Source organism: Streptomyces sp. NPDC058955, assembly GCF_042741435.1.
In the GTDB taxonomy this organism is placed as follows: Bacteria; Actinomycetota; Actinomycetes; order Streptomycetales; family Streptomycetaceae; genus Streptomyces.
Genome location: NZ_JBHYKM010000108.1, coordinates 21,390 through 24,002, shown reverse-complemented (window position 1 = coordinate 24,002; position 2,613 = coordinate 21,390). Strand labels below are relative to the sequence as shown.

2 protein-coding genes and 1 pseudogene are annotated in these 2,613 nt (G+C 77.4%); all 3 read right to left on the bottom strand.

Annotated elements, in window-relative coordinates; translation table 11 throughout:
* Positions 1–942 (bottom strand): DMT family transporter (locus ACFW1I_RS30575; protein ID WP_384675989.1); only part of this gene is annotated, 942 nt, incomplete at its 3' end.
* A gap of 190 nt (positions 943–1,132) precedes the next feature.
* Positions 1,133–2,137 carry a DMT family transporter gene (locus ACFW1I_RS30570; RefSeq protein WP_384675987.1) on the bottom strand — a complete coding sequence of 335 codons (1,005 nt, stop codon included), beginning with the start codon at positions 2,135–2,137 and terminating at the stop codon, positions 1,133–1,135.
* Positions 2,138–2,228: 91 nt separating this feature from the next.
* A pseudogene (locus ACFW1I_RS30565) lies at positions 2,229–2,613 on the bottom strand (hypothetical protein); the annotation flags it as partial.

The window sequence follows — 2,613 nt, the reverse complement described above, 5'->3', positions numbered from 1 at the left end:
GTTCCGACCCCCGGGCCATCTCTTGGTTGTCGCCTGACCCGCGCCGCCGTGCTGGTTGCGGGTGTGGTGCGCGGCGCTGACCGGCTCCAGGAGCATGATCACGGAGACGGTGGCGGCCCGGACGACCGCCGCCCCGGCGAAGTACAGGGCGTAGGCGAGCGCCGTCGGGATCGCCGCCACGTACAGCAGCAGGAGCAGCAGCCGGACGACGTCCTCGGTGTGCGGCAGCAGCCCCTCGACGACCGCCAGGGGCAGCACGACGACCGCCGAGACGCCGAAGGTCCACGCGGTGCTCGCGAGCGAGCCGGCCGCGCCGGCGCCGGTGCGGCCGAGCCACCGGGTGAGCAGCGTGAGGAAGGCGAATCCGGCGGCGGAGAGCACCGCGTAGCCGACGCCCGCGAGCCGGACCTCGGCTCCCCCGCCGCCCAGGACGAGGACGGCGAGCCCGGCGAGCGCGCCGGTGACGGCGGCGAGGCCGCCGAGGCCGAGGCGCTCGCCCATGGTGACGCGGGCGCCGATCGCGATGAGGACGGGGCCGGCGCCGAGGGTGACGACGGTGCCGACGGCGAGCCCGGTGGCCTCGACGGCGGCGAAGTAGGCGGTCTGGAAGACCGCGAGCCCGAGCCCGGCGCCGACGATCCGGATCAGCCGGGTCCGGCGGGGCTCGGCGGCGGGGCCGGCGGGGGTGGCCGTCCGCGCCCGGCCGCGCCGCAGCGACCGCAGCGCCGGTACGGCGAGCAGCAGCAGGAGGCCGCCGGCGCAGCGCCAGAAGGAGAGGGCCAGCGGCCCCATGTCGCTGTTGCGGAAGACCAGGGAGCCGGCGGCGCCGGCGGTGCCCCAGGCGATGCCGGCGACGACGAGGTAGAGCAGGCTGCGGCCGACGGGGAGGGCGGAGTCCGCGGCAGAGGACTCCGCGGCGAGGAAGGACTGCGTGTTCGACACGTGGTTTCTCCGTGAGGACGGTCCGTGCGGACGGACCGGGTGAAGGGTGGTCGCTCGCTCCGCGCGCGGGCGGCGACGGACCGCCCGGGGGCGTGATCGCCCGCCCGGGCCCGGTCGTCGTCCTCGGAGAAGGTGCCGCGCGCGCTAGGCGGCGGGCGGCGGAAGCACGGTCGCATGCATGTCCGGCACCCTACGGCGCGGTCCGACCGCCCGACAACTCGCCCTCGCGCCCGGCGCCCTCGGCGGCGTCCGGGCCGTCCGACCCGGCGACGGGCCCCTCCGACGGCGGCTTCGGCGCGGTGGACTGGGCGATGAAGGCGCCGACGAGGACGAGCGCGCCGCCGGCGAGCTGCGGCGCCTCCAGGTGCTCGCCGAGCAGCACCCAGGCGAGGACGGTCGCGACGACCGCCTCCAGGCAGGCGACGACACCGGCGACCTGCGGCGAGAGCCGGCGCACCGAGACGACCCCGGTGACGTACGCGAGGACGGTGGCGATCAGGACGATCCAGCCGAGCAGCAGCCAGGCCGGGACGGAGGTGCCGTCGAGGTCGGCCCGCCCGGCCAGGACCCCGGTGTCCATCCCCCACGGGCGGGCGACCGCGGTCAGCACCAGCGCGCCGATGAGCAGGCCGTACGCGATCACGCCGAGCGGATCGGCCGGTTCGGCCTCGTCGGCGCCCTGGTCGGAGAGGACGAAGTAGCCGACCTGGCAGCAGGCGGCGGCGAGCGCCAGGAGCAGCCCGAGGAGGTCGAAGCTCAGGCCGGACCAGACCTGGACGACGCAGGCGAGGCCGCCGACGGCGAGCACCACGCCCAGCGCGGCGGCGCGGGTGACCGGCCGCCGCTGGACGAAGCGGACCCAGCCGAGGACCAGCGCCGGGGCGAGGTACTCGATGAGGAGGGCGACGCCGACCGGGATGCGGGAGATCGAGGCGAAGTAGAAGGCCTGCACGCCCGCGACGGCGAGCAGGCCGAAGCCCACGAGCAGGCCGGGCTTGCGGCGCAGCAGGTCCCGGTGGCGCCAGGCCACCGGCAGCATGACGAGCGCGGCGCCGGCCACCCGGAGCCAGACCACATGGAGCGGATCGAGGCCCGCCTCGATCAGCGGCTTGGCCGCCACTCCCGAACCACCGAATGCGAAGGCCGAGGCCAGGGCGAGTCCCAGGCCGGCGCTTCTCCCCTGAGACGCGTGCATCGGGCCATCATGACAGGACCCGGTCAGGCGTGTAACCCCCGTCGCACCTGTTGAGACGGCGGCCCGGGAAAGCCCGCCGGCGGGACGGAACTCAGCGCTCCGCGTCGCCCGGGAGGGACCCCGGCGGCAGCCCCTCCCCGGCGGCGAGCGCCATGGCGCGGGCGCCGAGCGCGGGCGGGTCGATCCTGGCGTGCCGCAGCACCTCGCCGGCCCGGCTGCCGGGGTCGGCGGCGAGTCCGGCCAGCAGGTCGAGCCCGCTCGGCTGCTCCTCGCCGCGGGCCGCGGCGCGCCGCAGTGCCTCCTCCAGGGCGGCCGCGGCCGCCGGGGACCAGCGGGAGGTGCGGCGCCGCGTCCCGTCCCCGGCCCGGACGGCGGGCAGCGGCAGCGGGGCGCCGCCCCCCGCCCCCGCACGCAGCCCACGGCCCCCGACACCCGCAGAACGCAGGGGGAGGGAAACCAGGTCCCGGGCCCCCCCC

Excerpts from the sequence above, each read along its gene's own strand:
- ACFW1I_RS30570 (WP_384675987.1), bottom strand. The coding sequence starts at position 2,137 with ATGCACGCGTCTCAGGGGAGAAGCGCCGGCCTGGGACTCGCCCTGGCC.